Genomic DNA, 7,330 nt, shown 5'->3' with positions numbered 1-7,330 from the left:
GAAATGATGTGCATAAGAATCATATGTCGTCTAGGAACTCATGTCAAACCTTGGTGACGGCGCTCCGCACGCTTGGCGTAATGCGTGCCCGCATCCTTTCAAGCTATTGAGCTGGTATTCCGGCCTTTTGGATTACGTCGCCCCAGAGCTTGATTTCGGCTTTGACGAAATCTTGGAACTGCTCGGGGGAGCCGCTGTAGGCATCTAGCCCGCGTTTTTCAAAATCCTGTTTTACGACGTCGCGCGCGAAGACACGCTGCAAGGCGTCACCGATCTTTTTGGCAACGTCGCTGTCTATACCTGCCGGTGCAAAAACGCCGAACCATAACGTTGCATCGTAGCCTTTGATGCCTTCTTCATCAAAGGTCTTTACGTCTGGCAGCACGGCGGCGCGTTGCCGTGTAGTGACGGCCAACGCCTTAATACGGCCCGACTCCACATAGGGCAGAGCTGTGGGCAAGGGCTCCAGCAGGAAGTCGATTTGTCCGCCCATAAGGTCGGTCATGGCGGGTGCCCCGCCCCGGTATGGAATATGCAGCCACTGTGCGTCGGTCCGTAGCTTAAGCAGTTCGGTTTTTATATGATGGCTGGTGCCTGCGCCGGCTGAACCGTAGTTGATGGTGCCTGAGGCCTTTTTGTCAGCCTCGACCAGTTCGCTCAGACTGTTCCATTTGGAGTTGGTGCCGACGACGAGAAGGCTGGCGGCTGAACCGATGCCACCCAGGGCTACCAGGTCTTTCTCCGGCGCATAGCCCAGTTTCTTGTATAGATGGGGCGCGACGGCAACGGTGCTGCTGGCGCCTAACAGTATGGTGTAGCCGTCTGCCGGACTGCTTGCCGCCGCCATAGTGCCGATGGTGCCACCTGCACCTGCCCGATTTTCGACCACAATGGTGGCGCCAAGCTCTTCGCCCAGGTAGGTGGCCGTCAGTCGCGCCACAATGTCGTTAATACCGCCTGCGGGAAAGGGCACGATCATTTTCAGGGCGCGGTCAGGCCACGCGTGTGCGGCGCTGGCAACGCCGAGCGCCAAGGCAATCATACTGCACTTGAACAAGGTTTTCAGATATGTGCTGGATCGGGTTTGCATGCTTTGTCTCCTCCGGTGGGGATGGGACGTGTTTGGGCCGATGTCCGCATATGCTTGCTTTTCGTGGCCCGGTCACGTCCAGTTTGTGCTTAAACGTGGCCGTATTTTTCAAGGGCCTGGGCTAGCGACATACCTTCGCTCAAGCTCTGGCGGATGGCGACTTCCTGCTCGGTTAAGCGCTCGGATCTTTCCAGTACTTCCTTTACGATGGCTTGCGGTATGACTAGCGCGCCGTCGTCGTCCCCCAAAATGAAGTCGCCCGGTTCGACAGCTACGCGCCGGCCCGTTGCACCTTGCATATAGATCGGTACGTTCCATGCGTTAACTTTCCAGCGGCTGATAGATTGCACCGGAGTGCGAAAGCGCCCGAAAACCGTAAAGCCCAACGCGTTGATCCAGCAGGTGTCTCGCAGTCCGCCGTCGACGATGGCGCCAACGCTGCCTTTTTCCTTCATGCCGATGGAGATCAATTCGCCGAAGTAGCAGATGCCGTCTCCATCGCCAGACCATACTGATACGTCGCCTTCGGACAGGGCCGCGCAGGCTTTCATTTTATCCGCGTCACCGCCGAAACCGTAAGGCGTCATTTGCCCACGGATGGTGTATGCCCATCCCGCCAGGCGCTCTGAGCCTGTCTGGCGCTGGAACGCTGCCGCCAGCCCTTGGTCGGGATGACCCATTTCATCCAGTACGTCGGCAACGTTTGATGTGTCGACCTTTAGAAATCGCTCGCGTATTGAACTTTTTTCTTCCTTACTAACCATCACTTGACTCCTTTTTGCTGTGAACGGAGGCAGGGCCCGATGTCGGGCATTGCGGGTAGGTTTTATGTTAGTGAGGTGGGCAATGGGGGACAAACGATTTAAAGTATGCGATGCTATTAGTTCGGCTAATGGCAGACTCGTATGCCTTTTGGCTCATCCATCAACGGACCTATGAGTAGACGCCTTCCCCCCTTATTGGCCACGCGTTATTTCGAAGCGGCGGCCAGGCATCTTTCCTTTACGCAGGCGGCCGAAGAGCTGTTCGTGACACAGGGCGCGATCAGTTTGCAGATACGCAAGCTGGAAGAGTTCTTGGGAACTCCGCTATTCATCCGGCATGCTCGTTATATCGAGCTCACCAAACCAGGGCAGCAGTTTTATGAAGCGTGCCATGTGTTATTGGAGGGCCTGGAAAAGGCCCTGCGTGACCTGACTAGCCCGGATCACCAGCAAACGCTTACCGTCAGTACCATACCCACTATCGGCACCCTTTGGCTGATGCCAAGGTTGGCGTCATTTACATCCCAGCACCCCGATATTGAAGTGCGTGTGGTGTCAGATATTCGGCCGGTCGACATGCAGTCCGACAATATCGATGTCGCGCTGCGAGTGGGGAAGCTGCCGGGGCAACGCTACCCGGAACATTTTCCCGCCGTGAACCTAATCATGTTGGAAAAGTGGACAGACATCGAGGCTGACCTGTTGTTTCATGATGTGATGGTGCCGGTGGCGTCCAAGGTTTGGTACGCCACACAGCCAGCTATCCAGCACGTGGCCGACTTCAAGACGGCGTCTTTGGTGCACACCGCAAGCCGCCCCAACGCATGGCGGGAATGGTTGAAGGCCAACGGGGTGGAATATAAGCCCTCCGGGCATGAGCCGGAGTACGGGCATTTTTATATCTCACTGGGCGCGGCGTTGGATCATAAAGGCATTGCGCTGATTCCCGAGGTGCTGCTGCGTGGCTATCCGGGACGCAACGAGCTCAAGGTCTTGTTGCCTAACATAGAGCCCGTGCGTAGCGCCGGCGATTACTACCTGCTGACGCGCGTCTCGTCACCCAAGCGGGCGGCCATACAAAAATTCCGCACCTGGGTGTTGGGCGAGGTCGAAATGGCGCCGAATCCATCCAGCCATTAGTTGCGCTAATCGCTGCGGTGATAACAAATCGTTTGTTGCCTTTGTGTCTCTTTCCTAGAATGAAGTTCACCGGTGATAGGGCCGGGTGATCTTTGTGGAACAGGAATACAACAGATGGAAGACTTACATGTAGGAGTGGCAGGCTTTGGCGCCATAGGCCGTTCGATTGCAAGCCAGCTTGCTCAAGGTATTGAAGGCATTCGGCTTGTTGCCGTGGGCGTGCGCAACCCTGACGTAGCGCCTGAATTTGATTGGCAAGGCCAGACACCGCCTCGTTTTGTACTGCTGGACGAGCTGGAGCCGTACTGCGACATTGTGATCGAATGCGCGCCCGCCCATCTGTTGCCCCGCATTGCCACGCCGTTTTTAAAGGCGGGAAAGAAGGTCGTAAGCTTGAGCAGTGGAGCGTTGTTGGCGCATCCCGAATTGGTGGACCTGGCCCGAGCGCATAATGGGCAGATTCTTGTTCCATCTGGGGCGATTCTGGGGCTCGACGCCATACTGGGTGCGGCCGAAGGCACGATCCACTCGGTCAAGATGACTTCGCGCAAGCCGGTTAAGGGGTTTGTGGGTGCGCCGTTTCTGGAAAAACAGAATATCGATGTGATGAGCCTGAAAGAGCCCACGCTGATCTTTTCGGGCACGGCCCGCGAAGCGGCGTCCGGATTTCCGGCCAACTTAAACGTGGCCGTCAGTGTATCGCTGGCGGGTGTGGGACCCGACAAAACACTCCTTGAAGTCTGGGCCGACCCCACCCTTGAGCGCAACACCCATCATATAGAAGTAGTGTCCGATTCGGCGCTGCTGTCCATGGAAATCCAGAACATTCCTTCGGAAAATCCCAAGACAGGGCGGATCACCGCGCAGAGTGCGATTGCCCTGCTGCGTAAATTGCGCGCGCCGTTAAGCATCGGTACCTGACTCATTCAGGCAAATTAGACAGCAAGGAAAATGGGCAATGGAACTCGGATTAAAGCAGAAAGTGGCACTCGTTCATGGCGCTGGCGGCGGGCTGGGTGGTGCGATTGCGCGCGCACTGGCTGCTGAGGGCGCGACGGTCGTGGTGTGCGATATTAATGAAACTTACCTGGCTGCTACTTGTGAGGCCATCGAGTCTGCCGGCGGCAAGGCGATTGGCAAGCAGTGGGACTTGGCGCAGATCGACAGGTTCAAACAGTGGCATGGCGAGGTGGTCGATGCGGTGGGGCCGATTGATATCTTGTGCAATAACACGGGCGGTCCGCCGCCAAGCTTGGTGCAAAACATCGAGCGCGACGTATGGCAGCGGCATTTCAATGAAATGGTGTTGTCTGTGATCACCATGACAGATCTGGTTCTTCCCGGCATGAAGGAGCGGAACTGGGGCCGCGTTATTACCAGCGCTTCATCCGGCGTGGTGGCGCCTATTGCCAACCTGGGTTTGTCCAACTCCTTGCGTAGCGCCCTGGTGGGTTGGTCGAAAACACTGGCGCGCGAAGTGGGGCCAAACGGCATTACCACTAACGTATTGGTGCCGGGCCGCATCGCCACTCAGCGCATTGTGGCGCTGGACAAGGCTAAAGCAGCCCGCGAGGATCGCAGCTACGACACTGTCGTGCAGGAAAGCGTCGCCACCATACCGGCCAGGCGCTACGGCGACCCTGCCGAATACGGTGCAGCGGCGGCCTTTTTGGCCAGTTGCCAGGCGTCATACATTACCGGGTCCGTCATCCGGGTGGACGGTGGACTGATTGCTAACGTTTAGAAAGAACTGCCAGGTTGGCCCTGAAGCTCTGCATAGCTAGAAAACTGGGCGTCGTTAGGGCAGTCCAGCGCCGCTTGGCCACCATACCCCGCCAAATGCAACATAAAGCCGGTTTTTACCGTTTGGGCGCACAAGGCATCGGCATGGGTATCGCCGATCAGAATCGCATCTGCGGGTTCAGTTTGCAGCTGTTCTAGTGTGTGTGCCAGGGGAGCAGGGTGGGGCTTAGGATGAGCTGTGGTGTCGCCGCCAGTCACATACTGGAAGAAGTGCAGAATATCGCAGCGCCCCAATACATCTAAAGCGTCCGCGCGATTTTTGTTTGTGCATACTGCCATGATGCCGCCGCGCCCTTGGTGGGCTTGCAGCAATTCCATGACGCCCGGGTATAGTTCCGATCCGCCATGGGCTTGCGCCCGGTAATGTTTTATATAGGCCTGTCGCAGAGGCTCCATGGCCGATTCGGCTATGCCTAGTTGTTCCATTACCGCACTAAGGATAACGGGCAGGGTGGCATGAAGATTGGGTACTTTTGCGTCCTGCGCTATCTCGTCAAAGCCACAATCGCGCAGTGCGCCATTAATGGCTTTGCGAATATCTGGCTGGGTGTCGACCAGTGTGCCGTCCAGGTCGAAAATCAAGGCTTTGCGCGACGCTACGATTCGGGCAGCGGTCATCGTGATGTCAATCCGGCAGGCGTGGCGGCGTATCCCGTCAGGGTGCGATCTGCGTGAAGCATCTTCCAGTTAAGCATTTTTCCGGCCATAGTTAGTACTTGCTGTGTATATAAAGGGTCTTGCGCCACATTGTGAAGCTGGCCCGGGTCTTTCTGCAAATCGAAGAACAGCGGCGGCAAAGCGGCGAAATGAACGTATTTGTAGTTTTCGTTTTGAATTACCGATAAGGCGCATTCATCCATTTTCAGACCCAGCGCTTCTTCGGGCTTGGAGTAAAAAATATTACGGAAATCAAATTCGTAATGCACTTCGGTGCGCCAGTCCGCTGGCGCAATACCATTATGTACGAAGGGCAATAAAGAATAGCCGTCGCAGGTTCGCGGTACGGGAAGCCCCAGCCAATCCAGCAAGGTGGGCATGGTGTCTATCGTTTCGGTGAAGCGCTCGACAACGCTGCCGCGCGTGGCATCAGCCGTTTTGGCGGGATCCCTGATAATCATCGGGATATGATAGCTTTGGTCGAAGTACCCTAGTTTGCCCAGCAGGTGGTGGTCACCCAATTGTTCACCATGGTCGCTGGTGAATACGATCAAGGTGTTGTCCCACTGGCCGGTTTTCTTCAAGTACTCGAATACGCGGCCCAGTTGGTCGTCTACTTCGCTCATCAGCCCATAGTACGTTGCGCGCATTTGTCGAACTTCGGCGTCGTCCATGCCGCTGCCCAGACCGTCTCCGTTCTGGAAGAATTTCTTGCGCTCAACGTTATCCAGATAGAACTCTAGCAAGGGGTGCTGTTGCGCCTCTGTTTGCGCCGATTCGGCGCGGATGGGCGATGGGCAATCCGCGGGGTCGTACATCTCGTGGTAAGGCGCGGGGGCGGAAAAAGGGGGGTGCGGGCGGTAGTAGCCCAGATGCAGGAACCAGGGCTTGTCCTGGACGCCATGCAAGTATTCGATCGCTCTGTCAGTAAACCAGGTCGTGTCGGATAGCTCGGCCGGGACGGCGCTGGGCTTATTGGTGGCGCCCTTGTCATCTTCCGTTTGACCTTGCGGCAACCAGATATCCCAGGGGTTGTCTGGCATGGCATAGCCTTGGGCCGAGAGCCACGCGAAGTAGGCTTCCATTTTCAGGCCCCATGAACCGACTGGCCGCCAACCCTCCATGTCGCCGCCCAACACTTTGAACCGGGGATCTTGCGCATCAACGTGGCGTGGATCAGGTGTAGTCGTTGTATAGCCTACCAGAGCCGGCTCATAGCCTGCCTTGCGGACTTCCTTGGCGATGTTGGTATGTCGGGCATCTAGAGGGATGGTATTTTGCACCGCGCGATGGGTCATCATGTACAGGCCGGTCAATAACGATGCTCGGCCTGGACCGCAGGGTACGGCCTGGGTGTAATGGCGGGCAAATGTCACGCCTTGCTCGGACAGCGCGTCGATATTCGGGGTCTTGATGACGGGATGGCCCAGTTTGGCCAGTGTGTCGCCGCGCCACTGGTCGACGACGATTAGCAAGACATTTTTCTTTTGTTTGGTCACAATGATTCTCTATTAGAAGGTCAACGCAAGGTCGGATCAAGATGGTCGCGAAGCCAATCTCCGACCAGGCTGATAAAAAAGGTCGTCAAAACAATAATGGCGCTGGGTGCCAACAAAATCCACGGCGCTGATTGCAGATACTCGCGCCCATATCCGACCATATTGCCCAGGCTGGTCAAAGGGGGCTGCACGCCCAGGCCCAGGAACGACAAGCCGGATTCAAGCAATATGACTTCGGGAAAGGTCAGGGTGATGCTGACGATAATGGTGCTGGCGATATTGGGCAGAACATGCCGGCCGTAAACGCGCCACGGGGATGCCCCGATATCGTGTGCCGCGCTGGCGTAGCCCTGTTCGTTGGCGGCAATGGTCAGGCT

Annotated in this window: 8 protein-coding genes; 3 read left to right on the top strand and 5 right to left on the bottom strand. The window is 56.5% G+C overall.

The features are described 5' to 3' along the window. Positions 1-103: 103 nt before the first annotated feature. Both ABWO67_RS18435 and ABWO67_RS18430 read right to left on the bottom strand, forming a co-directional pair. The gene (locus ABWO67_RS18435; RefSeq protein ID WP_353154509.1) at positions 104-1,090 is read right to left on the bottom strand and encodes a Bug family tripartite tricarboxylate transporter substrate binding protein; all 987 of its coding nucleotides are present in this window, start codon (positions 1,088-1,090) and stop codon (positions 104-106) included. 89 nt (positions 1,091-1,179) lie between these two features. Further along, complete coding sequence (locus tag ABWO67_RS18430; protein ID WP_353154506.1) at positions 1,180-1,854, bottom strand: RraA family protein; 675 nt, start codon at positions 1,852-1,854, stop codon at positions 1,180-1,182. Between the two features lie 171 nt (positions 1,855-2,025). On the opposite strand from ABWO67_RS18430, the gene ABWO67_RS18425 reads away from it, so the two are divergent. From ABWO67_RS18425 to ABWO67_RS18415, 3 genes are all read left to right on the top strand, one after another. After that, a complete protein-coding gene (locus ABWO67_RS18425) occupies positions 2,026-2,994 on the top strand; it encodes a LysR substrate-binding domain-containing protein (protein WP_353154503.1) in 969 nt (322 codons plus the stop codon). Between the two features lie 114 nt (positions 2,995-3,108). Beyond that, positions 3,109-3,915, top strand: coding sequence for an aspartate dehydrogenase (locus ABWO67_RS18420; RefSeq protein ID WP_353154500.1), 807 nt, complete (start codon positions 3,109-3,111; stop codon positions 3,913-3,915). Positions 3,916-3,952: 37 nt separating this feature from the next. Further along, positions 3,953-4,738, top strand: a complete 786-nt coding sequence (locus ABWO67_RS18415) for an SDR family oxidoreductase (protein WP_353154497.1) — start codon at positions 3,953-3,955, stop codon at positions 4,736-4,738. Here ABWO67_RS18415 and ABWO67_RS18410 read toward each other — a convergent pair. The 3 genes from ABWO67_RS18410 to ABWO67_RS18400 all read right to left on the bottom strand — a co-directional run. Beyond that, a complete protein-coding gene (locus ABWO67_RS18410) occupies positions 4,735-5,415 on the bottom strand; it encodes an HAD family hydrolase (RefSeq protein ID WP_353154494.1) in 681 nt (226 codons plus the stop codon). The genes ABWO67_RS18415 and ABWO67_RS18410 overlap by 4 nt on opposite strands. After that, the gene (pehA, locus tag ABWO67_RS18405) at positions 5,412-6,953 is read right to left on the bottom strand and encodes a phosphoric/sulfuric ester hydrolase PehA (protein ID WP_353154491.1); all 1,542 of its coding nucleotides are present in this window, start codon (positions 6,951-6,953) and stop codon (positions 5,412-5,414) included. Before pehA ends, ABWO67_RS18410 begins: the two co-directional genes overlap by 4 nt. Positions 6,954-6,973: 20 nt before the next feature. Then, positions 6,974-7,330: ABC transporter permease (locus ABWO67_RS18400; protein WP_353154488.1), on the bottom strand; the 357-nt coding region annotated here is incomplete at its 5' end.

It is taken from the genome of Pollutimonas bauzanensis, from assembly GCF_040393045.1.
GTDB classification, from domain to species: domain Bacteria; phylum Pseudomonadota; class Gammaproteobacteria; order Burkholderiales; family Burkholderiaceae_B; genus Pollutimonas; species Pollutimonas bauzanensis_A.
Note: the sequence above shows the minus strand (reverse complement) of the source record. Positions and strands in the feature narration are given on the sequence as shown.

What these genes read in the sequence shown, in the direction of transcription:
- ABWO67_RS18430 (WP_353154506.1), bottom strand. Translation starts at nt 1,854, where the DNA reads ATGGTTAGTAAGGAAGAAAAAAGTTCAATACGCGAGCGATTTCTAAAG.
- ABWO67_RS18420 (WP_353154500.1), top strand. Translation starts at nt 3,109, where the DNA reads ATGGAAGACTTACATGTAGGAGTGGCAGGCTTTGGCGCCATAGGCCGT.
- ABWO67_RS18410 (WP_353154494.1), bottom strand. Translation starts at nt 5,415, where the DNA reads ATGACCGCTGCCCGAATCGTAGCGTCGCGCAAAGCCTTGATTTTCGAC.
- ABWO67_RS18415 (WP_353154497.1), top strand. Translation starts at nt 3,953, where the DNA reads ATGGAACTCGGATTAAAGCAGAAAGTGGCACTCGTTCATGGCGCTGGC.
- ABWO67_RS18435 (WP_353154509.1), bottom strand. Translation starts at nt 1,090, where the DNA reads ATGCAAACCCGATCCAGCACATATCTGAAAACCTTGTTCAAGTGCAGT.
- ABWO67_RS18425 (WP_353154503.1), top strand. Translation starts at nt 2,026, where the DNA reads ATGAGTAGACGCCTTCCCCCCTTATTGGCCACGCGTTATTTCGAAGCG.